Annotated in this window: 18 protein-coding genes and 1 pseudogene; 11 read left to right on the top strand and 8 right to left on the bottom strand. The window is 60.1% G+C overall.

Annotated features, from left to right (window positions below; translation table 11 throughout):
• Positions 1 to 95: 95 nt before the first annotated feature.
• The 5 genes from acs (at position 96) to ACYZUC_RS24705 (ending at position 7570) form a co-directional block, all read left to right on the top strand.
• Positions 96 to 2033 carry an acetate--CoA ligase gene (gene acs, locus ACYZUC_RS24725; protein ID WP_461990977.1) on the top strand — a complete coding sequence of 646 codons (1938 nt, stop codon included), beginning with the start codon at positions 96 to 98 and terminating at the stop codon, positions 2031 to 2033.
• 151 nt (positions 2034 to 2184) lie between these two features.
• Positions 2185 to 3057, top strand: a complete 873-nt coding sequence (locus ACYZUC_RS24720; protein WP_192419986.1) for an oxygenase MpaB family protein — start codon at positions 2185 to 2187, stop codon at positions 3055 to 3057.
• Between the two features lie 155 nt (positions 3058 to 3212).
• Positions 3213 to 4229, top strand: a complete 1017-nt coding sequence (locus tag ACYZUC_RS24715) for a class I SAM-dependent rRNA methyltransferase (RefSeq protein WP_461990975.1) — start codon at positions 3213 to 3215, stop codon at positions 4227 to 4229.
• A 93-nt stretch (positions 4230 to 4322) separates the two neighbouring features.
• Entirely contained in the window at positions 4323 to 7274 is a 2952-nt protein-coding gene (locus ACYZUC_RS24710) for a DUF748 domain-containing protein (RefSeq protein ID WP_461990973.1), read from the top strand.
• Positions 7274 to 7570, top strand: coding sequence for a DUF2845 domain-containing protein (locus ACYZUC_RS24705; RefSeq protein ID WP_461990971.1), 297 nt, complete (start codon positions 7274 to 7276; stop codon positions 7568 to 7570). Before ACYZUC_RS24710 ends, ACYZUC_RS24705 begins: the two co-directional genes overlap by 1 nt.
• 281 nt (positions 7571 to 7851) lie before the next feature.
• Here the strand turns inward: ACYZUC_RS24705 and ACYZUC_RS24700 are convergent, their stop codons facing one another.
• The gene (locus ACYZUC_RS24700) at positions 7852 to 8205 is read right to left on the bottom strand and encodes a BON domain-containing protein (RefSeq protein WP_461990969.1); all 354 of its coding nucleotides are present in this window, start codon (positions 8203 to 8205) and stop codon (positions 7852 to 7854) included.
• A 330-nt stretch (positions 8206 to 8535) separates the two neighbouring features.
• Positions 8536 to 8952: a pilin gene (locus ACYZUC_RS24695; protein WP_461990967.1), complete on the bottom strand. Its 417-nt coding sequence runs from the start codon at positions 8950 to 8952 to the stop codon at positions 8536 to 8538.
• Positions 8953 to 9177: 225 nt separating this feature from the next.
• Between ACYZUC_RS24695 and pilB the strand changes: the two genes are divergently transcribed.
• The 5 genes from pilB to yacG are packed head-to-tail and all read left to right on the top strand — an operon-like array spanning position 9178 to position 13789.
• A complete protein-coding gene (gene pilB, locus ACYZUC_RS24690; protein ID WP_461990966.1) occupies positions 9178 to 10878 on the top strand; it encodes a type IV-A pilus assembly ATPase PilB in 1701 nt (566 codons plus the stop codon).
• Between the two features lie 2 nt (positions 10879 to 10880).
• Positions 10881 to 12098, top strand: coding sequence for a type II secretion system F family protein (locus tag ACYZUC_RS24685; protein ID WP_461990964.1), 1218 nt, complete (start codon positions 10881 to 10883; stop codon positions 12096 to 12098).
• 1 nt (position 12099) lies between these two features.
• The gene (locus tag ACYZUC_RS24680; RefSeq protein WP_461990962.1) at positions 12100 to 12972 is read left to right on the top strand and encodes a prepilin peptidase; all 873 of its coding nucleotides are present in this window, start codon (positions 12100 to 12102) and stop codon (positions 12970 to 12972) included.
• Positions 12969 to 13592 carry a dephospho-CoA kinase gene (coaE, locus tag ACYZUC_RS24675; protein ID WP_008033209.1) on the top strand — a complete coding sequence of 208 codons (624 nt, stop codon included), beginning with the start codon at positions 12969 to 12971 and terminating at the stop codon, positions 13590 to 13592. Before ACYZUC_RS24680 ends, coaE begins: the two co-directional genes overlap by 4 nt.
• Entirely contained in the window at positions 13589 to 13789 is a 201-nt protein-coding gene (gene yacG / locus ACYZUC_RS24670; protein WP_008033210.1) for a DNA gyrase inhibitor YacG, read from the top strand. The genes coaE and yacG overlap by 4 nt, the downstream gene beginning before the upstream one ends.
• 8 nt (positions 13790 to 13797) lie before the next feature.
• Here yacG and ACYZUC_RS24665 read toward each other — a convergent pair whose 3' ends face one another.
• On the bottom strand, positions 13798 to 14013 hold the full coding sequence (locus tag ACYZUC_RS24665; RefSeq protein ID WP_008033212.1) for a hypothetical protein: 216 nt from the start codon (positions 14011 to 14013) through the stop codon (positions 13798 to 13800).
• Positions 14014 to 14077: 64 nt separating this feature from the next.
• Positions 14078 to 14767: an energy-coupling factor ABC transporter permease gene (locus tag ACYZUC_RS24660; protein ID WP_461990959.1), complete on the bottom strand. Its 690-nt coding sequence runs from the start codon at positions 14765 to 14767 to the stop codon at positions 14078 to 14080.
• 1258 nt (positions 14768 to 16025) lie between these two features.
• Here ACYZUC_RS24660 and ACYZUC_RS24655 point away from each other — a divergent pair.
• Positions 16026 to 16265 (top strand): DUF2790 domain-containing protein, encoded by a 240-nt coding sequence (locus ACYZUC_RS24655; protein WP_461990958.1) that lies wholly within the window; start codon positions 16026 to 16028, stop codon positions 16263 to 16265.
• A 9-nt stretch (positions 16266 to 16274) separates the two neighbouring features.
• Here ACYZUC_RS24655 and ACYZUC_RS24650 read toward each other — a convergent pair.
• The 4 genes and pseudogenes from ACYZUC_RS24650 to ACYZUC_RS24635 form a co-directional block, all read right to left on the bottom strand.
• Positions 16275 to 16676, bottom strand: a pseudogene (locus ACYZUC_RS24650) (methyl-accepting chemotaxis protein); the annotation flags it as partial.
• 242 nt (positions 16677 to 16918) lie between these two features.
• On the bottom strand, positions 16919 to 18187 hold the full coding sequence (locus tag ACYZUC_RS24645; protein WP_461990956.1) for an OprD family porin: 1269 nt from the start codon (positions 18185 to 18187) through the stop codon (positions 16919 to 16921).
• A 17-nt stretch (positions 18188 to 18204) separates the two neighbouring features.
• Complete coding sequence (locus tag ACYZUC_RS24640) at positions 18205 to 19410, bottom strand: benzoate/H(+) symporter BenE family transporter (protein WP_461990954.1); 1206 nt, start codon at positions 19408 to 19410, stop codon at positions 18205 to 18207.
• A complete protein-coding gene (locus tag ACYZUC_RS24635; RefSeq protein WP_461990952.1) occupies positions 19407 to 20774 on the bottom strand; it encodes an aromatic acid/H+ symport family MFS transporter in 1368 nt (455 codons plus the stop codon). Before ACYZUC_RS24635 ends, ACYZUC_RS24640 begins: the two co-directional genes overlap by 4 nt.
• Positions 20775 to 20910 lie beyond the last annotated feature (136 nt).

The following is a 20910-nucleotide window of genomic DNA, read 5'->3' as shown; positions in this document are numbered from 1 at the left end:
TTTGTTGACTGATACGCCGCCATCGCCAGCAAGCCGGCTCCTACGAGGGTCGCGTAGCTCCCCTCTTGTCGCAAAAACAAGAAGAAGGAACCGTCATGTTCGATATCAGCACGTTCCCCAAAGCCGATGCCGTCCGCCGGGCCGCACACCTCAGTCAAGACGACTACAAGCGCCTGTATCGCCAATCCATCGAGCACCCCAGTGAATTCTGGGCTGAGCAGGCCACACGCTTTCTTGACTGGAGCAAACCGTGGGATACCGTCCAGCGCTATAACCTGAAAACCGGCGAAGCCAGCTGGTTCGCCGGCGGCAAGCTGAACGTCAGCTACAACTGCATCGACCGCCACCTGGAAAAACGCGGCGATCAGATCGCAATCCTCTGGGAAGGCGATGACCCCGCCGAATCGGCCCAGATCACTTACAAAAAACTGCATCACAACGTCTGCCGCCTGGCCAATGTGCTCAAAAGCCGTGGCGTGAAGAAAGGCGACCGCGTGTGCATTTACATGCCGATGATCCCCGAAGCCGCCTACGCCATGCTCGCCTGCACGCGAATCGGGGCGGTGCATTCGGTGGTGTTTGGCGGTTTCTCCCCGGACTCGGTGCGCGACCGTATTCTCGATGCCGACTGCCGCACCGTGATCACCGCCGATGAAGGCGTGCGCGGCGGCAAATTCGTACAGCTCAAGCAGAAAGTCGACCAGGCGCTGAAAAGTTGCCCGAACGTCAGCACCGTGATCGTGGTCGAGCGCACCCAGGGCGATGTCGACTGGGTCGAAGGCCGCGACCTCTGGTATCACCAGGCCCTGCGCGACGTCGACGACAATTGCCCGCCGGAACCCATGGACGCCGAAGACCCGCTGTTCATCCTCTACACCTCCGGCAGCACCGGCAAACCCAAAGGCGTGCTGCACACCACCGGCGGTTACCTGCTGCAAGCGGCGATGACCTTCAAATACGTACTCGACTACCGCGACAACGAAGTCTTCTGGTGCACCGCCGATGTCGGCTGGGTCACCGGCCACAGTTACATCGTCTATGGCCCGCTGGCCAACGGCGCGACCACGCTGATCTTCGAAGGCGTGCCGAGCTACCCGAGCAGCTCGCGCTTCTGGCAGGTGATCGACAAGCACCACGTGAACATCTTCTACACCGCCCCCACCGCCCTGCGCTCGCTGATGCGCGAAGGCCCCGAACCGCTGAAGGAAACGTCCCGCGCGAGCCTCAGATTACTCGGCAGCGTCGGTGAGCCGATCAACCCGGAAGCGTGGGATTGGTATTTCAACGTCGTCGGCGAGCAGCGTTGCCCGATCGTTGACACTTGGTGGCAGACCGAAACCGGCGGCATCATGCTCAGCCCGCTGGTGAGCGCGCAGCGGATCAAACCCGGCTGCGCCACGCAACCGATGTTCGGTGTGCAGCCGGTGTTGCTCGACGAAGTGGGCAAGGAAATCAAAGGCGCCGGCAGCGGCGTTCTGGCGATCAAATCCAGCTGGCCGGCGCAGATCCGCAGTGTCTACGGCGATCCGCAACGAATGGTCGACACCTATTTCAAACCCTACCCTGGCTACTATTTCACCGGCGACGGCGCGCGGCGTGACGAGGACGGCGACTACTGGATCACCGGGCGCATTGACGACGTGATCAACGTTTCCGGCCACCGCATCGGCACCGCCGAAGTGGAAAGCGCGCTGGTGCTGCACGACAGCATCGCCGAAGCGGCGGTGGTCGGTTACCCTCACGACGTCAAAGGCCAGGGCATCTATGCCTTTGTCACGCCCATGAACGGCACCGATCCCACCGACGAACTGAAGAAGGAACTGCTGGCCCACGTCAGCAAGGAAATCGGCAGCTTCGCCAAACCGGACCTGATCCAGTGGGCCCCGGCCTTGCCGAAAACCCGTTCGGGGAAGATCATGCGACGGATCCTGCGCAAGATCGCCTGCAATGAGCTGGACAGTCTGGGCGACACCTCGACGTTGGCCGATCCTAGCGTGGTTCAGGATCTGGTGGATAAACGCTTGAACCAATAACGTGTGCACGCCTTACCCTTGTAGGAGCCGGCTTGCCGGCGATAGCAGTGTGTCATTCAACATTTTTGTCGATTGATACGCCGCTATCGCCGGCAAGCCGGCTCCTACAGGGGGACATTAGCGCTCCCCTTTTTTTCACCATTGAGTCGCCATGGAATTCATCCGCAGCCGCATCGAAACCCAGGTCATGAGCCTCACTGGCCTGTCCCTCGGCAAGCTCGACCTGGAAAACCCCAAGGGTGATCCCGGCCTGTTCGGCCCTGATTCGGTCAGTTGGCAAGTCCACGGCGACTTCAGCAGCATGCTCATCGGCGGCATCAGCGCGTTGATGCTGCAAGCCCTGCACCCCTTGGCGCTGGCCGGGGTCTGGGACCATTCGAATTTTCGCGAGGACATGCTCGGTCGCCTGCGCCGCACCGGGCAGTTCATTTCCGGCACCACCTTCGGCTCGCGCAAAGATGCCGACTGGCTGATCGAGAAAGTCCGCACCATCCACCTGCAAGTGACCGGCACCGCGCCGGATGGCCGGCCTTACGCCGCCAGTGATCCCGACTTGTTGACCTGGGTGCACGTGGCCGAAGTCAGCAACTTCCTCGCGGCGCATTTGCGTTATCGCAACCCGCACCTTTCACTGGCCGATCAGGACCGTTACTACGATGAAATCGCCTTGGTCGCCGAACGCCTGGGCGCGCGTGACGTACCACGTTCGCGACAGGAAACGGCCGAATACCTTGAGCGCATTCGTCCGCAATTGCTGTGCGACGAACGCAGTCGCGAGGTGTTGCGACTGTTGTTGAACGCCCCCTCCCCGAGCCGTCTGGCCAAGCCGTTCGGTGGGTTGATGATGCAGGCAGGCATTGACCTGCTGCCGGATTGGGCCAGCGACATGCTCGGCGTGCGCCAAAGTGCCCTGCAACGCAAACTGATCCGCGCCAGCGTCAACCGCAGCGCACCGATGCTGCGTTGGGCCGTGCGTAATGGCTCGGTGCATCGGGCGAAGCGACGGATGGGATTATTGACCTGACTCATATTTGTAGGAGCCGGCTTGCCGGCGATGGCCACACCTCGGTTCATCAGACAAACCGCGTTATCGTTCATCGCCGGCAAGCCGGCTCCTACAGGTTGAGCGCAAGCTGTTAAACTCCCGCGCCAAATTCCCTCCCCTGCAAGGCGCCCAGCATGTCTTCCTTGAATCAGGCGCTGTGCGCCGCCCTCGAACATCGCCAGGACCTGCTTGCCGAACTGCATCAGCAAGGCACCGATTGCTATCGCCTGTTCCACGGCAGCCAGGAAGGCGCCGGCGGCCTGACCATCGACCGCTACGGCCCACAGTTGTTGGTGCAGAGCTTTCATCAGGCGCTGGAGCGCGACGCCCTGCTGCAAGTGCATGAAACGATCAACCAACATCTGGGCCTCGATACCCTGCTGGTCTACAACGACCGCTCCCGGGGCAACTCGCGCATCGACCGTGAAGACACGGTCTACCGCGCCGACGAAGCCGCCCTGCAAGACTTGGTCGGTCACGAATGGGGCCTGAATTACCGGGTTCGCGGCCGCCACGCCGGCCAGGATCCGCTGCTGTTTCTCGACCTGCGCAACACCCGCGGCTGGGTCAAGGATCACAGCAAGAACAAAAGCGTGCTGAACCTGTTTGCCTACACCTGCGGCGTCGGCCTGAGCGCTGCGGCCGGTGGCGCGAGCGAGGTGTGCAACCTGGACTTCGCCGAGGGCAATCTGGCGGTCGGCCGCGAAAACGGTCTGCTCAATCCGCAATTGCCGACCATGGAGTTCATCCAGTCCGATTATTTCCCGGCCATTCGCCAACTCGCCGGCCTGCCCATCAGCCAGCGTCGCGGGCAGAAACTGCCGAGCTATCAACGCCTGGAACAACGTCAATACGATCTGGTTTTGCTGGACCCACCGGCCTGGGCCAAGAGCGCTTTCGGCACCGTCGACCTGCTACGCGACTACCAGAGCCTGCTCAAGCCCGCACTGCTGACCACCGCCGACAATGGCGTGCTGATCTGCTGCAACAACCTGGCAAAAGTCAGCATGGACGACTGGCGCGAACAGGTTTTGCGCTGCGCGGAGAAGGCCGGCCGCCCGGTGCGCGAGTGGACGGTGATGAAACCGGGCGCCGACTTCCCGTCCATGGATCAGCAGCCGCCGCTGAAAACACTGATCCTGCAGCTCTGAATCACGACAGATAAATCTGAAAAATCCTGGGCTGAGCGAATACTTCGGAACCGGATTGGCGTGCCATACTCCAAGGCACTCCGATTCAGACAGATGAAGCCGCACATGCCCAAAGGATTGATCCGCGCTATCGGCGCCTTGTTGACTGCTCTGGCCCTCTACAGCCTGCTGGGGTTTCTGATTTTGCCGGGCATCGCATTGCGGGTGGCCAACCAGCAACTGGCCAACTACGCGACGACGCCCGCCACTATTCAGCGAATCGAACTCAACCCGTTCAGCCTTGAAGTCACCCTGTGGGGCCTGATCATCGGCGAACCGGGCAAGGAACAGGTCGGCTTCGAACGCCTGTACGCCAACCTGCAGATCGACAGCCTCTGGACCAAGGCGCTGCACCTGTCCGATATCGAACTGGACAAGCCTAAGACCGAAATCCTTTTCGGCAAGGACGGCAAACTCAACTTGCTTGGTATGTTCAAACTGCCGGCGAGCGAGCCGACGCCGGCCGACCCGAACGCCAAACCGTTTCCGCTGCGCGTAGAGCGGATCAAACTGGCCGGCGGTACCGTGCACTTCAAGGATGAACGTCCCAGCGAAGCCATCGAGTTCCTCTACGACAAACTCGATTTCGAGCTGAACAACCTCAGCACTCTGCCCGATGACAATGCCGACATGACCCTTGTGGCCATCGGCCCGAACGGTGGGCAGATCGACTGGACCGGTAACTTCAGCCTCATCCCGATCGCCTCCGAAGGTAAGCTGAAAATCACCGACGGGCAGATGAAAACCTTTTGGCCCTATGTGCGTGACGCATTGCCGCTGGTGCTGGAAAACGGCGTGCTGAATCTGAGCACCGACTACAAACTCAACCTGTCCAAGGAAACCGAGCTGCTGCTGAACAACGTCGCAGTGAGCGTCGCGCCCTTCGCCATCAAGGCTCCGGACGGTCGGCCATTGGTGAAACTCGAACGCCTGGACGTGACTGAAACCACGGTCGACCTGGCCAAGCAGCAAGTTGTCGTCGGCAAGATCCGCAGCAACAAACTGGAAACCTGGGCGGCACTGGAAGCCGACGGGCAACTCGACTGGCAGAAGCTGTTCGCCAGCCAACCGTCCAAGGCCGCCGCCAAAGCCAAAGCCGAACCGGCCAGCACGCCAGCGGCCGCCGACTCGCCAAAACCAGAACCGACGCCGCCGAGCAAACCTTGGCAAGTGCTGTTGAAAGATGTGCAGTTGCGCAATTACCAGGTGCACCTGGCTGACCGCAAAACACAGCCCGCCGTGACGCTGGATTTGAACCCGCTGAACCTGGACCTGCAAAATTTCGACAGCCTCAATGGCTCGCCTTTTACCCTCAAGCTCGACACCGGCGTGGGCAAGCAAGGCAAGATCTCTGCGGATGGCGAGGTCAATCTCGCTCCCGTCAGCGCCAAATTGAACGTGCACACCAAGGACATCGACCTGCGGGTCGCCCAGTCCTACATCAATCCGTTCATTCGCCTTGAACTGCGCAGCGGCATGCTCGGCAGCGATCTGGCGGTCAACCTGAAAAGCACCGAGCCGTTGGCGTTCAGCGTCACAGGACGGGCGCAGATCGATCAGTTGCACACCCTCGACACCCTGAAAACCCGCGACTTTCTCAAGTGGCAACAGGTGGTGGTCGAAGGCCTGAATTATCAGCACGGCGACAGCCTGTCGATCGACAAGGTCAACCTGCTCCAGCCCTACGTGCGTTTCATGATCAACGATGACCGCACCACCAACGTCGATGACCTGCTGATCCCGCAACCACCCGATTCCGGCGCCAAAACCGCTGCGGCCAAACCTGCCAGCAAGGACAAGCCGCTGGGCATCCACATCGGCGGCATTGCCATCAATGACGGTTCGGCCAACTTCGCCGACTTCAGCCTGACCCCGAACTTCGCCACCGCCGTGCAACAGCTCAACGGGCAGATCGGCACCATCGACAGCCGTCAGGCAAAACCGGCGACCGTCGACATCAAGGGCAAGGTCGATCGCTACGCGCCGGTGACCATCAAAGGTTCGGTCAACCCGTTCGACCCGATGGCCAGCCTCGACATCGCCACCAGTTTCAAACGGGTGGAACTGACCACACTGACGCCCTACTCCGGCAAATTCGCCGGCTACCGTATCCGCAAGGGCCGACTCAATCTCGACCTGCATTACCTGATTACCAAAGGCCAGCTCAAGGCTGAAAACAAAGTGGTGGTCGAGCAATTGCAACTGGGTGAAAAGGTCGACAGCCCCGACGCTGTCAGCCTGCCGCTGAAACTGGCGATTGCCCTGCTCAAGGATGTCGACGGCAAGATTTCCATCGAGCTGCCAGTCACCGGCGACCTCAACAATCCGCAGTTCAGCGTCATGCCGATTGTCTGGCAGACCCTGCGTAACCTGATCGTCAAAGCCGCTGCCGCACCGTTCAAAATGATTGGCGGGCTGGTCAGTGGCGGTGGTTCGGAAGACCTCGGCACGGTGTCGTTCGCACCGGGTTCAAGCGACCTGAGCAAGGACGCCGAGGGTTCGCTGGTCAAACTGTCCAATGCACTCAAGGAACGTCCGGCCCTGCGCCTGGAGATCGAAGGCACCGCTGCCGCCAGCAGCGATGGCCCGCTGATCGCCGAGCAACGCCTGGAACGGGAATACCAGTACAACTACTACAAAATGCTCCAGCGTCGCGGCGACAGGGTGCCGGCGCAGGCCTCGTTGCTGCAAGTACCGGACGGCGAGAAAGGCCCGCTGCTGGAAGGCATCTACCGCACCCGCCTGAAAAACCAGCCACCGGCCGAATGGAAGGACCTGGGCAAGGAAGAACGCACTGCAAAAATGCGCGCGGACGTGATCAAGTTCTGGAGTTCCAGCGACGTGCTCTTGCGCCAGCTGGGCCAGGATCGCGCCAGCAGCATCAAGGATTATCTGGTCGACAAGGGTCAGTTGGCCGATGACCGCGTGTACTTCATCGATGCCAGTCTCGGCGAAGCGGAAAGTGACGGTCGGGTGGTAACGCCGTTGCACCTGGATGCCGAGTGATGATCAGTCGGTTGCTGATCAGCCTGGCACTGGCAATGGCGGCCAGTCCGGCCACGGCCGCCGATACCCTGCGCTGCGGCAGTCAGTTGGTCAGCGTCGGCGACCGGTCCAGCGAGGTCCTGCAGAAGTGCGGTGAGCCAGTCAGTCGAGACCTGTTGGGCTACAAGCGCAGCGCCAACCGTCGGGAAGAATTCCAGGTCGAGGAATGGACCTACGGGCCCAACGGCGGGATGTATCAATACCTACGGTTTGAAGGGAATCGCCTGAGGCAGATCACCAGCAAGCGCGGTAACTGACACACAGGCCCTTTGTAGGAGCCGGCTTGCTGGCGATTGCGGTGTGTCAGTAATCAGTTTCGTCGACTGACACACCGCAATCGTCGGAACGCCGCCCGCAGCAAGCCGGCTCCTACAGTTTGGTTTTGTGGTGGCCCGGAATAGAACAGGCCCCGGACACGAATGTCTGGGGCCTGTAATGGCCACATCCTTGTGGCCGTCGCATGAACTCTCAAGTGGCGGCAGACGCATGACTCGGCTCGTCTACCGCGCCTTCTCCCGTTCAGGCGAGAAGTCTTGCCTTACTCGGCTTTCAGGCCGTCAGCGGAGACCGCTTTGACGCCTTTGATTTTCTTGGTGATGGCCACAGCGGTGGCTTTCTGCGCGTCAGTCACCGCGACGGTGGACGACAGGGATACAACACCTTTGTTGGTTTCGACTTTGATATCGGTACCAGGAATGCCTTTTTCAGTTACCAGGTCAGCTTTGACTTTGGTGGTGATCCAGGTGTCTGAAGTGGTTTCTTTAGCCTTGGCCACTTCACCGGCAGCCAGGGTCATTGGCGCTTGGGTAGCCTGGGTCTGTGCAAATGCAGCGTTGGCCATGGTCAGGGTCAGAGCGGTAGCAGCAGCGGCAGCGATAGCGAACTTCTTCATACGAGTAACTCCTGTTTTTTCATAAAGTCTGCTGCGTGTCTTGTCAGCAGGGTTACTGGGTATAGTGCGAACGCTGTGCCAACTTTGAAACAGTCATTAATTCCTTATAAATCAGCAAGTTAAAAAAATGACTGATTTTCGAAATCATGCAAATTGCATGACTTCGGCAATATCTACATGCAAGTTGCGGGTTTTACCGTTGGCCTAAGGCCATGAATTTGTGGGGTTTTCCAAATCTCACCAAGAAGCACAGCGAACTGGGAGTTTTTTCCCCCCAAAAAAATGCCCCATCCAACGATGGGGCATTCTTCTATTTACCCGTTTGCAGCATTAAGTTGCTGAGGCTGTGCAACCAGGCGGTGCGTAATCGGCAGTCACGCCGGTCGCGCATGACCAGCCTGCTGTGGCGCTGCGAGTCAGCGTGATGGTTTTACCTGCCACAGGGGCCGGTGCTTTCTGCAAGGTGCAGACAATGGTGCCAGCGCCTGAGGCAACCGTGCCGGTGACAGCAATTGCACAGTTCTGCGTCGTCGTGCCGGCGCCCGTCAGTGTGGTGGGTTCTGCAGTGCCGGCATTCATCAGGTCTTCAAACGAAACCTTCAGCGCTGCAATCTCCGCCAACCCCGCCGTCACTTTTGCCCGGGCCTGATACTTCGAGTAAGCCGGCAACGCAAACGTCGCCAGAATCCCGATGATCGCCACCACGATCAACAGTTCGATAAGCGTAAAACCTTTCTGAGTATTCATAGACAAGCTCCATGCATGAGTCGAAATCTCATGACCTGAACCAGTCTCAGCACAGCCCATGCCAAGCCCGTTGCCCCCTGTTAGCGGGACGCGGGAACGAAGCAAGGCCTTTTCCAGCCCCCAGGATCCGCACTATCTGACACTTTTTGTCACCAGAGCAGCGCTGGTTTGGCGCCACCGGTTGACTAGGCTATAAGTCATGAACTGTCTGCGTCCGGTATCCCCATGAATGACATCGCCCTTAGCGGTCTGGCCAAGCAATTGGTTCTTGCCGAGCTGCTCACCGACCAAAGCGCGCAACAGGCGTATCAGCAAGCCCAACGTCATAAAATCTCCCTCGTCAGTTATCTGGTGCAGAACAAACTGGTGAAAAGTCGCCAGGTCGCCGAGATCGCTTCGGAGCATTTCGGCATGGCGCTGCTCGACCTCAACTGCCTGGACAAGGAAACCCAACCCAAGGGCCTGGTCAGCGAAAAACTGGTTCGCCAGCATCACGCCCTGCCCCTCTGGCGGCGCGGCAACAAGTTGTTCGTGGGGGTTTCCGACCCGACCAATCACCAGGCCATCAACGACATCCAGTTCAGCACCGGGCTGAACACCGAAGCCATCCTGGTGGAGGACGACAAGCTCAGCGATGCCATCGAGAAGTTCTTCGACAGCCATGCCAGCGGACTGGAAGACATGGCCGACGTAGACCTCGATGGCATGGACATCGAGTCGATCGATGACCACCAACAGGACGCCATCGCCGGACAGGATGCCGACGACGCGCCGGTGGTGCGCTTCGTTCACAAGATGCTGCTGGACGCGATCAGGAGTGGCTCTTCCGACCTGCATTTCGAGCCCTACGAAAAAACCTACCGCGTGCGGATGCGCACCGACGGCATGCTGCGTGAAGTCGCCAAGCCGCCGATTCAACTGGCCAACCGCATCGCCGCCCGCCTGAAAGTCATGGCCAGCCTCGACATCTCCGAGCGGCGCAAACCCCAGGACGGGCGGATCAAGATGCGCCTGTCGAAGAGCAAGTCCATCGACTTCCGGGTCAACACCCTGCCGACCCTGTGGGGCGAAAAAGTGGTGATCCGGATACTTGATCCATCGAGCGCGCAAATGGGCATCGACGCCCTCGGTTACGAACCGGACCAGAAAGACCTGTACATGGCCGCGCTGAAGCAGCCGCAGGGGATGATTCTGGTGACCGGTCCCACGGGGTCGGGCAAGACCGTGTCGCTCTACACCGGGCTGAACATTCTCAACACCGTGGACATCAACATCTCCACCGCCGAAGACCCGGTGGAGATCAACATGGAAGGCATCAACCAGGTCAACGTCAACGCCAAGCAGGGGCTGGGTTTTGCCCAGGCGCTGCGTTCGTTTTTGCGCCAGGACCCGGACGTGATCATGGTCGGCGAGATCCGCGACCTGGAAACCGCCGAAATTGCCATCAAAGCCGCCCAGACCGGGCACCTGGTGCTGTCGACCCTGCACACCAACAGCGCCGCCGAAACCCTGACCCGCCTGCACAACATGGGCATTCAGGGGTTCAACATCGCGACGTCCGTCAGCCTGATCATCGCCCAGCGCCTGGCGCGCAAACTGTGCAGCCAGTGCAAGAAGCCCATCGATATTCCCCGCGAGGCATTGATCAAGGAAGGCTTCCCCGAGGAACGGATTGGCGCATTCACGATCTATGAGCCGGTCGGTTGCGATCAGTGCAACGGCGGCTACAAGGGGCGCGTGGGGATTTATGAAGTGGTGAAGAACACAGCAGACCTGCAACGGCTGATCATGGCCGAAGGCAACTCGCTGGAAATCGATATCCAGATGCGCAAGGACGGCTTCAATGACCTGCGTACTTCCGGGCTGATCAAGGCCATGCAAGGTATCACCAGCCTTGAAGAAATCAACCGGGTCACCAAGGACTGAACATGGCGGTCAAGGCAGCAAAAATCAGTGTGTACGCCTGGGAAGGCACCGACAAAAAAGGCAGCAGAATAACCGGCGAACTCAGCGGTCAGAACCCGGCGCTGATCAAGGCGCAACTGCGCAAGCAAGGCATCAACCCCGGCAAGGTGCGCAAGAAATCCGCCTCGCTTTTCAGCCTCGGTCAACGCATCAAGGCGCATGACATTGCCCTGTTCACCCGGCAGATGGCGACCATGATGAAAGCCGGCGTGCCGCTGTTGCAGTCGTTCGACATCATCGGAGAAGGCTTCGAAAACCCGGCCATGCGCAAACTGGTGGACGAGGTGAAACAGGAAGTCGCGGCGGGTAACAGCTTCGCGGCGGCCCTGCGCAAAAAGCCGCAGTATTTTGATGAGCTCTACTGCAATCTGGTGGATGCCGGCGAACAGGCCGGCGCGCTGGACACCCTGTTGGAGCGGGTCGCGACCTACAAGGAAAAGAGCGAAAGCCTCAAGGCCAAGATCAAGAAAGCCATGACTTATCCGCTGGCGGTGGTGTTCGTCGCGATCATCGTCACCGGGATTCTGCTGGTCAAGGTGGTGCCGCAGTTCGAGTCGGTGTTCAAAGGTTTTGGTGCGCAACTGCCGGCGTTCACGGTGATGGTCATCGGCCTGTCGCAGTTCATGCAGGATTGGTGGTGGCTGATGCTTGGCGTGCTGATCGCGGCGATATTCGGTGTGCGCCACGCCTTCAAGACATCGCAAGGCTTTCGGGACCGGACAGACACCTGGCTGCTGAAACTGCCGTTGATTGGCACGTTGATGTACAAGTCCGCCGTGGCCCGTTACGCCCGTACGCTGTCGACCACTTTCGCCGCGGGTGTGCCGCTGGTCGAAGCGCTGGAGTCAGTGGCAGGCGCGACCGGCAACATTGTGTTCAAGCGGGCGGTGCTGCGTATCAAGCAGGACGTTTCGACGGGGATGCAGCTGAATTTCTCCATGCGCACCGCCGGCGTCTTTCCGAACATGGCGATCCAGATGACAGCCATTGGCGAAGAGTCCGGCGCACTGGACGACATGCTCGACAAGGTCGCCAGTTTCTATGAGGCGGAAGTCGACAATATGGTCGACAATCTCACCAGTCTGATGGAGCCATTCATCATGGTGGTGCTGGGTGTGATCGTCGGCGGCCTGGTGGTTGCGATGTACCTGCCCATTTTCCAACTCGGCAATGCGATCTGACATGCCCTTGAACGAAATCCTGACCGTGTACCCGCTGGCGTTTGTCGTCGTTGCACTGGTGGTCGGCTTGCTGGTCGGCAGCTTCCTCAACGTGGTGATCTGGCGCCTGCCGAAAATGCTCGCGCGTGAGTGGCAATTGCAGGCCCGGGAAGTTCTCGGTTTGCCTGGCGAAACACCGCCTGCGACCTACAACCTGATGCTGCCCCACTCCCAGTGCCCGCACTGTGGGCACCGGATTCGCGCCCGGGAAAACATCCCGCTGCTCAGTTACGTGTTTTTACGTGGACGATGCTCAAGCTGCGCAACGCCCATCAGCAAACGCTACCCGTTGACCGAACTGGCCTGCGGCCTGCTGTCGGCGTTCATTGCCTGGCACTTCGGTTTCGGCTGGCAAGCCGGGATGGTGCTGGTCCTGAGCTGGGGCCTGTTGGCCATGAGCCTGATCGACGCCGAGCATCAACTGTTGCCGGATGTGCTGGTGCTACCGCTGATGTGGCTGGGACTGATCGTCAACAGCTTCAAATTGTTCGTGCCGTTGCACGAGGCGCTATGGGGCGCAATTGCGGGCTACATGGCGCTGTGGTCGGTGTTCTGGCTGTTCAAGCTGATCACCGGCAAGGAAGGCATCGGCCATGGCGATTTCAAGCTGTTGGCCATGCTGGGCGCCTGGGGCGGCTGGCAGATTTTGCCGCTGACCATTCTATTGTCGTCTCTGGTGGGCGCGATTATCGGCATGATTTTGCTGAGCCTGCGCAATGCGAAAACCTCGACCCCGATCCCCTTCGGTCCCTATCTGGCGATTGCCGGCTGGATTGCATTGCTCTGGGGTGGTCAAATAACCGACTTCTATTGGCAGTTTGTCGGTTTGAAATGAATACCCCTGTGGATAAACCCTGGATTCTCGGCCTGACCGGCGGCATCGGCAGCGGCAAAAGCGCGGCCGCCCAGCACTTCATCGACCTCGGTGTGCACGTGGTCGATGCCGATCATGCGGCGCGCTGGGTGGTGGAGCCTGGTCGTCCGGCGCTGGCACAAATCGCCGAACATTTTGGCCCCGGCGTGTTGCAAGCCGACGGGCAACTCGATCGCGCGGCGTTGCGCAAATTGATCTTCGAAGTGCCTGAGCAACGCCTCTGGCTCGAGGCGCTTTTACATCCGCTGATCGCGAGGGAAATCGCCGATCACCTGGGCAAGGCACAATCGCCTTACGCGATTCTGGTTTCGCCGTTGCTGATCGAGTCCGGGCAGTACGCCATGACCCAGCGAGTGCTGGTGATCGATGCGCCCGAACAACTACAGATCGAACGCACCCTGCAGCGCGACCAGACCAGCGAACAACAGGTTCAGGCGATCCTCAAGGCGCAATCCAGTCGCCAGGATCGCGTGAGCCATGCCGACGATGTGGTGGTCAACGACCGCGACCTCGCCTGGCTGCACAGCGAGGTCGAACGCCTGCATCACTTTTACCTTACATTGCGTGGAGGCCAGTCATGAGCCAGATCCCAACCGTCGAATGCCCAACGTGCGGCGCCCCTGTGGAATGGACCCCGGAAAGCACGTTCCGGCCGTTCTGTTCGGACCGCTGCAAACTGATCGACCTGGGTGCGTGGGCGTCAGAAGAGCACAAGATTCCAGTGGCACCCGATGCCGAGGACGAGTTGTTCAGTGGTGATTTCGACCCGCGTCACTAAGTGACGGTTCAGGGCCGCATGAAGCCGTAGTCCTGACCGTCATCGAGGTTCTCGGCGAGAAACTGCAACTCATCGGCCAGATCCTCGACACTGCGCACGGCCTTGCTCTGCTGCACCACCGCACTGAGCAGGGCGCGCAGGCTCAACCCCGGATCAAACCCGACTTCCTGCGCTGCATCCAGACTGTGGCGCAACTCCTGCCTTGCCCATTCGTAGACACTCATTTTCGATGCTCCTGAAGGTTTGTCGGAGCATGGATTCGTCGACGTTTTTTGGATTTGATGTGGATCAAGATTTCGGATCGTCGTCCTTCCAGGGTGCCGATAGGTAGCGTGTGCGGTTGAAGGTCTCCAGCCATTCGGGGCTGAACACCACCAGTGCGCTGACGACCATGCCGTTGATGAAGGCTTCGGGAAAGATGATCAGCCACAGGTAACCGACAAAATCTTCCAGCCAGTAAGGCATGACGAAAAGCTCGTTGAACCACAGCAGCCACAGGGCCAGCAGCAGGCACAGCAAGGCCGATAGCGCCGCGGCGAAGAAACCGGAAACGAAGATATACACGAAGGGATTACGCGGCTGCGCGCGCTCGACCAGGATTGCGCAGCACTCGGTGACCAGCACGGGCAGCAGAATCAACAAGGCGCCGTTCACGCCGACGGCGGCGAGGTCTTGGCGTCCGAGCAGTACCAGGCCTGCTTGTGCGACCAGTCCGCCGACGATTGCCAAGGGCCAGTCCAGGAGCAGTGTCACGGCGGTCATGCCGATGAAGTGATAGGACACGCCGGTGTCGAAATCCCGTCGTACCAGCCACAGCATGAATAGCGCGAACACGGTGCCGAACAACAGATGCTGGCGGCGGCTGTCGCTGAACAGCTCGACCCACGGGGCACGTGCGATGGCCCAGATCAGGGCTGGAATGTAGATCAGCCAGCCGACGGTGAGGGTTTCGGGGGACAGCAGCTCGGCGCCAATCATGGCTGGGTGGGCTCCCTTGTCTTTGCCGGAATAGGGTGGGTATCAGTTTACACCGGTGTTTGGTTGGCCTTTGGTTGGTGGGCATATCCGTTTTTGCGGTGATGGCGGCTATTGGTTTCGCCCTTACGGCGAGTCACTTGGAGAAGCCCCAAGTAACCAAGGGCTCTTGCCCCTTTCGTTCGGTGGCTCGCTAATGCTCGCCATGCCCTCGCTCCGGTCCTGCTCCGTGGGCCCGCCGCCATCGGCCATCCCTGGCCGGGGGCGGCTAACCCGGCATCCATGCCGGGTTGCCCACTACGCAGAACCTGCGCTCGGCCTCTCGAGGGGGCGCTCAGATCAAAAGCTGAAGGCGAGCTAACGCTCGGCCTGATGAGTGGTGAAAATCAAAAGCGCACGCCGATCCCTGTAGGAGCCGGCTTGCTGGCGATAGCGGTGGGTCAGTCACCCTGCTTTTCGACTGGACGGACGCCATCGTCGGAACGCCGCCTGCAGCAAGCTGGCTCCTACAGGGGAAATGCAGATGCGTTTGGATAAATACGATCAACTGTAGGAGCCGGCTTGCCGGCGATAGCGGTGGGTCAGTCAACGTATGTATTGGCTGGACGGACGCCGTCGTCGGAACGCCGCCCGCAGCAAGCTGGCTCCTACAGGGGAAATGCAGATACGTTTGGATAGATACGATCAACTGTAGGAGCCGGCTTGCTGGCGATAGCGGTGGATCAGTCACCCTCCTTTTCGACTGAATGGACGCCATCGCCAGCAAGCCGGCTCCTACAGGGGATCGGTGTACATGTCCAAAATGAGTGGCCACAGCAGTGAAGGAGAACGCGTACGCAAATCAGCCAGGTCGGCTTTCAGGCCGCCTCGGCTGCTGTGGCGGTAGTCGCCCCCTCGAGAGGCCGAGCGCAGGTTCTGCGCAGTGGGCAACCCGGCATGGATGCCGGGTTAGCCGCGCACGGCCAAGGATGGCCGATCGCGGCGGGCCCACGGAGCAGGACCGGAGCGAGGGCATGCCGAGCATTAGCGAGGCACCGAACGAAAGGGGCAGAAGCGCTTTGGTTACTTTCCGCCGGGCCGCGCAGGCTTTTCGAAAGTGACTCGCCGTAAGGGCGAAACCAATAGCCGCCATAACCGCAGAAACGGATATGCACCCACGATTGTTACGTTTTCTGCAAAGCTGAATCAGCCCCAGCCCCCTTTATCCATCACCGCCAAGGACTAAACTTCAAGCATCAAAACCAACACCGAGGGCACAAAAATGAAAACCCTGACCACCCTGTTTCTGACCCTGATCGCCACCTCAGCCATGGCCGCCAGCGAACCCGCTGCCACCCCGTACAACCCGGCGCAACCGCTGGACATCGCCAAGGTGGTTTCCGTCACCGACACCGCAACCGCGTGCGACGTCGTGCCGGCAACCATGGTCTACATCGACCATCAGGGCCAGACCCATCGCGTGACCTACCAAGTCATGGGCAACTGCACAAGCAACCTGTAACACCCGGCATCACACGATCAGCCGTTTCGCCTGCAACGCCAAATCATGCAGGCCGGCCAAACGCGCCATGATCCGTTCGACCACCTCGACCCTGGCCACCGCACCGCTTTGCAATTCCCCCATCGAATGCAAAGCCACTCCAGCCTTTTCCAGCCCCAGACGGGTGGAGCCGGATAACTGCTGAATCCCCTGGCGTGCATGCTCCGCCGACTGTTCCAGCCCCGTGGCGATTTGCCGGATCTGCGCACTGGAGTCCGCAGCCTGACGCGAGAGATTGCGCACCTCGTCGGCGACCACCGCAAACCCTCGGCCATGACTGCCCGCCCTCGCCGCCTCGATTGCTGCGTTGAGCGCCAGCAGATTGGTCTGACGGGCGATGTCCTGAATGCTGCCGACAATCGCACCGATGCGCATCGACTGACTGCCGAGCTCATCGAACACCTGATCCAGACGCTGCATGTAGAGGTTCAGGTCCTCCAGCACACTGGCCGAAGACTGCATGCTCTGCGCACTCGCCTTGACCCGATCGCCGGCCGTGCGCGCCAGTTGATTGGCAAAGCGCATGTCTTCCTCGGTTTGCAGCACCGACTCGGTCAATTGCTCCAGCTTGTTCTGCAAGCCGATGTTGTAAGGCAGTTGTTCTTTTTCAATGGTCATAGCAGCGTCCAGGTGTAACTGAGGATCAGGCGGTTTTCGTCGATATCACTGCGGTAGTTGGATCGGGCCATCACGTTACGCACGCGAATCCCGAGGCCTTTGAGGCTGCCGTTTTGCAGCACATAGCCGAGGTCGAGATCACGCTCGCGATCCTTGCCCTCGAAGCCCTTCCCTGTGTCGACGTTATTACCGGAAATGTAACGCACGGTGCTGGTCAGCCCCGGCACACCGAGGGCGGCGAAGTCGTAGTCGTAACGCGCTTGCCAGGAGCGCTCGTCGGTAAAGGCAAACTCGTAGGTCGGTACCTCGTTGCCCAGCGGCGAGATGTTGGCGAAGACCCGCGGGAATGCGCTGTCACCGAACATCCCCTGATAACCGACATAAAACGTGTGACCACCACGCTTGGCCGACAGCAGCGAGAAGAACGCTTGGTTATCAATGTTGCCCAGCAGCTTCTTGCCGTCTTCGCGCGAATCGTAATAACCAAGGTTGGCGCCCAGGGTCCAGTCGCCCATCGGCTGGCTGTGCTTGAGACCGAGAAAACGCTGGTTGTAGATATCTTCCAGTTGCCCGAACCAGGCGCTGACCGAGCTGCGTTTATCGTTGAAGGCGTAATCGGCGCCGGCAAAGTTGAAGCCATCACTGCTGACCTGGCGCTGCGGCACGTGGCCGAGCATGGCCTGCATTTTTTCGTCGCCCGCCTCGTTGCGCAGGCTGGTCGTGTTCAAGTGACCGCCCTGCAAAGTCAGGCCATTGATCTCATTGGAGCTGATGCTTGCACCTTGGTAACTGGGCGGCAGCAGGCGGATATCGCTGAACGCCAGCACTGGCAGGTTGGGTTGCAACTCCCCGACCTTCAGCTCGGTTTTGGAGTAACGCATCTTCAGCGCAGCTTCGAGACGGCTGTAATCATTCGCCGCGCGCCCGTCATCCTTGACCGGCAGCAAACCGGTATTGACCCGATCCGGGCTGCTGTCGAGTTTGAGGCCGAGCAGGCCGATCACATCCACACCAAAACCGACAGGCCCTTGGGTGTAGCCGGATTTGACGTTAAGGATGAAGCCCTGCGCCCACTCTTCGGCCTTCGATTGTTTGTTCGCCCCGACGATGTCGGAGAAGTCCCGGCTGAAGTAGTAATTGCGTGCCTGCAAGGTGGCCGTGGTGTCTTCGATAAAGCCGCCCTCGGCCGCCATCGCTCCGGTGGAGAAACCCGAGACGAGCGCCATGGACAACACGGAACCGGTTGTTGGAAGAATCTGTTTCATCGTTTTTTCTCTTATTTTTATTGATCGACAGTTGGAAGTGCTTCAGCCGCCGCGCTTTCGCGACGGGCGTTTAACAACACATGGGTGACCATGCCGAAAATCAGTCCCCAAAAAGCCGCGGACAAACCCAACAACGACATGCCCGAAGCGGTGGTGAGAAAGGTCACCAGCGCGGCTTCGCGATCTGCCGGCACCGCCATTGCGCCGGCCAGCGCCCCGGCAATCGCGGCGAACAGCGCCAGCCCGGCCAACGCCGCGATCAGCTCTTTGGGGAACGCCGAAAACAGCGAAACCAGGGTGGCGCCGAAGATGCCCAGCAGCAGGTAACACAGCCCACCGACCACCCCAGCCACGTAGCGCTTGCCGGGATTTTCATGGGCCTCGCGACCGGTACAAATGGCTGCGGTGATCGCCGCCAGATTCAGCCCGTGGCAACCGAACGGTGCCAACAGCGCCGTGCCCAACGCGCTGCTGGCGATAATCGGGCCGGACGGCATCGCATAACCGCTGGCCCGCAGCACCGCCATGCCGGGCACGAACTGGCCGGTCAGCGCCACCATCACCAGCGGCAAGGCAATGTTCAGCGTCGCGCTGAGGCTGAACACGGGCGTGATCCACACCGGCGTGGCCAACCCGATCACCAGCGCTTCGCTGTGCAAATCACCGGCGAGAAACGCCACCGAACAGCCCACCAGCAGCACCATCACCACCGCATAACGCGGCATCAGCCGTTTGCAGATCAGGTACGTGGCAAACATCGCCAGCACCAGCAACGGTTTGCCCTGCAACGAGACAAACAACCCGGTGCCGAAACTGAACAGAATCCCCGCCAGCATCGCCGCCGCAACAGCCGCCGGCAGTTTGCCGATGATCCGGTCAAACGCCCCCGACACCCCGACCAGGAAGATGATCAGGCTGCTGACCAGATACGCGCCCACCGCCTCCGGCATCGAGATCCCCGGCAACAGAGCCACCAACAAAGCCGAGCCCGGCGCCGACCACGCGATGATCACCGGCACGCGGTAACGCAGGCTCAAACCGATGCCGAGCACCGCACTGCCGATGGAAATCGCCCAGACCCAAGACGACAACACTTCCCGCGACAGGTGTGCGGTCTCGGCCGCCTGGAAAATAATCACCAACGGGCCGGCATAGGAAATCACCGTGGCGATAAATCCGGCGACGGCCGCCGACAGGGAAAAATCCCGGACAAACGTTTTCATGAAGCTTCGCCGACAGACCCGTCTGGCGAACCGTTGCGCAGGCCCGACAGCGCTTGCCTGTGACTGCGCTGACTGCTGATCGCAAACACGGTCATGGCAATCGCGGCCACCGCGCCGGGCAAGGCAAACGCCATGAAGTTGAGTTGCAGCGGCAGGCTGATCCCGAGCAAGGCACCACCCAGCAGCGGCCCGACAATCGCACCGTTGCGTCCGATACCCGAAGCCCAGCCCAGACCGGTGGAGCGAATGGTCATGGAGTAGAACTGCGCGGCGCAGGCGTACAACAGAATCTGCGAGCCGATGGTGGTGGCGCCGGCGATGGCGATCAGCAGGTACAGCAGCGGCATCGGGCTGTTGAAACCGAGCAAGGTGATCGACACGGCGGCCACGGTGAAGAACACCGCCAACACCCGCGGCAGGTTCAATTTGTCACCCAGCACGCCGCCACCGACCGCGCCGAAAATGGCGCCGAAGTTGAGCACCAGCAGGAACGACAGGCTCGAACCCAGGCTATAACCGGCGTTGGCCATCAGTTTCGGCAGCCAGGAACTCAAGGCGTAAACCATCAGCAAGCAGCAGAAAAATGCCAGCCACAACATCAGCGTGCGCAGCGCGCGCCCCTCGCGAAACAGTTGCAGCACGGGGGTGCCGGTGCCCTTCACTTCGCTCATCTGCAGTTGATCGCCGGACTGCGCGACGTATGCCGGATCGACCCGCTGAAGAATGGCCCGCGCCTCTTCATTGCGCCCCTGACGCAGCATGAAACCCACCGACTCGGGCAGGAAGTACATGATCAGCGGCAACAACACCAACGGCAGCACCGCGACGTAAAACACCGACTGCCAGCCGAAGCTCGGGATCAGCACGATACCCAGCCCCGCCGAGAGCATGCCGCCCACGGAGTAGCCGCTGAACATGATCGCCACCAGCGTGCTGCGGATTTTCTTCGGCGCGTACTCGTTCATCAGCGCCACGACGTTGGGCATCACCCCGCCGATGCCGAGCCCGGCAATAAACCTGCAAATCCCGAACTCGGTGGGGTTGCGGGCAAAACCGTTGAGCACGGTAAAACCGCTGAAGAGCATCACGCAGATGGTGATGGCTTTCTTGCGGCCGATCTTGTCCGAGAGCGGGCCGAAAAACAGCGCGCCGAACATCATTCCAAACAATGCGTAACTTCCCAGCGCGCCGGCCTGCAAGGGACTGAGCCCCCACTCCTTCATCAGCATCGGCAACACCACGCCGTAGATCACCAGATCGTAACCGTCGAAAATGATGATCAGGGCACACCAGAACAGCACCATCCAGTGGAAGCGGTTGAATCGAGCGTTGTCGATAACCTCATGTACGTCGATCTTGCGCATGGCATTCATCTCTTGTTGTTGTTTTATTCAGAGCGTCGGTAAAGCGGCTAACGTCCCGTAAAGCCGAGGGTAAAGCTGCCAGGCATGGGGCAATATCCGCTTTGCGCAGATCGCTATCCGTTTTGTGCAGGGCCCT

The sequence above is a fragment of the Pseudomonas sp. GT1P32 genome (genome assembly GCF_054897805.1).
The sequence above is the reverse complement of the archived record's forward strand: the minus strand, read 5'-3'. Positions and strand labels throughout refer to the sequence as shown.

Bases quoted from the DNA above. Each gene is read 5' to 3' on its own strand.
- ACYZUC_RS24645 (WP_461990956.1), bottom strand. From the start codon at position 18,187: ATGAAACAGATTCTTCCAACAACCGGTTCCGTGTTGTCCATGGCGCTC.
- pilB (WP_461990966.1), top strand. From the start codon at position 9,178: ATGAATGACATCGCCCTTAGCGGTCTGGCCAAGCAATTGGTTCTTGCC.
- ACYZUC_RS24655 (WP_461990958.1), top strand. From the start codon at position 16,026: ATGAAAACCCTGACCACCCTGTTTCTGACCCTGATCGCCACCTCAGCC.
- ACYZUC_RS24695 (WP_461990967.1), bottom strand. From the start codon at position 8,952: ATGAATACTCAGAAAGGTTTTACGCTTATCGAACTGTTGATCGTGGTG.
- ACYZUC_RS24660 (WP_461990959.1), bottom strand. From the start codon at position 14,767: ATGATTGGCGCCGAGCTGCTGTCCCCCGAAACCCTCACCGTCGGCTGG.
- ACYZUC_RS24710 (WP_461990973.1), top strand. From the start codon at position 4,323: ATGAAGCCGCACATGCCCAAAGGATTGATCCGCGCTATCGGCGCCTTG.
- ACYZUC_RS24635 (WP_461990952.1), bottom strand. From the start codon at position 20,774: ATGCGCAAGATCGACGTACATGAGGTTATCGACAACGCTCGATTCAAC.
- ACYZUC_RS24700 (WP_461990969.1), bottom strand. From the start codon at position 8,205: ATGAAGAAGTTCGCTATCGCTGCCGCTGCTGCTACCGCTCTGACCCTG.
- ACYZUC_RS24720 (WP_192419986.1), top strand. From the start codon at position 2,185: ATGGAATTCATCCGCAGCCGCATCGAAACCCAGGTCATGAGCCTCACT.
- acs (WP_461990977.1), top strand. From the start codon at position 96: ATGTTCGATATCAGCACGTTCCCCAAAGCCGATGCCGTCCGCCGGGCC.
- coaE (WP_008033209.1), top strand. From the start codon at position 12,969: ATGAATACCCCTGTGGATAAACCCTGGATTCTCGGCCTGACCGGCGGC.
- ACYZUC_RS24705 (WP_461990971.1), top strand. From the start codon at position 7,274: ATGATCAGTCGGTTGCTGATCAGCCTGGCACTGGCAATGGCGGCCAGT.
- ACYZUC_RS24685 (WP_461990964.1), top strand. From the start codon at position 10,881: ATGGCGGTCAAGGCAGCAAAAATCAGTGTGTACGCCTGGGAAGGCACC.
- ACYZUC_RS24680 (WP_461990962.1), top strand. From the start codon at position 12,100: ATGCCCTTGAACGAAATCCTGACCGTGTACCCGCTGGCGTTTGTCGTC.
- yacG (WP_008033210.1), top strand. From the start codon at position 13,589: ATGAGCCAGATCCCAACCGTCGAATGCCCAACGTGCGGCGCCCCTGTG.
- ACYZUC_RS24715 (WP_461990975.1), top strand. From the start codon at position 3,213: ATGTCTTCCTTGAATCAGGCGCTGTGCGCCGCCCTCGAACATCGCCAG.
- ACYZUC_RS24640 (WP_461990954.1), bottom strand. From the start codon at position 19,410: ATGAAAACGTTTGTCCGGGATTTTTCCCTGTCGGCGGCCGTCGCCGGA.
- ACYZUC_RS24665 (WP_008033212.1), bottom strand. From the start codon at position 14,013: ATGAGTGTCTACGAATGGGCAAGGCAGGAGTTGCGCCACAGTCTGGAT.